The 200-nt window shown below is 55.5% G+C and carries 1 rRNA gene; it reads right to left on the bottom strand.

The window, feature by feature from the left end:
* Positions 1–69, bottom strand: a 16S ribosomal RNA gene (locus tag IF09_RS44370); the annotation flags it as partial.
* Between the last annotated feature and the right edge of the window lie 131 nt (positions 70–200).

Consider the following 200-nt stretch of genomic DNA (forward strand, 5'->3'; position numbering starts at 1 on the left):
TCGTTCGACTTGCATGTGTTAAGCACGCCGCCAGCGTTCGTCCTGAGCCAGGATCAAACTCTCCATGAATGTTTACCGGTAATCCGGTGCACACACACGTTGAGCGGGCCAGTCATGGTCGGAATAAGACCGACTGACCACTGCGTCCTCGCTGTGTTGTTGCCTGCAAGCACTCCACGAGGGAGCCTCACAGGTCTTTT

This window comes from Streptomyces katrae (genome assembly GCF_000717655.1).
In the GTDB taxonomy this organism is placed as follows: Bacteria; Actinomycetota; Actinomycetes; order Streptomycetales; family Streptomycetaceae; genus Streptomyces; species Streptomyces katrae_B.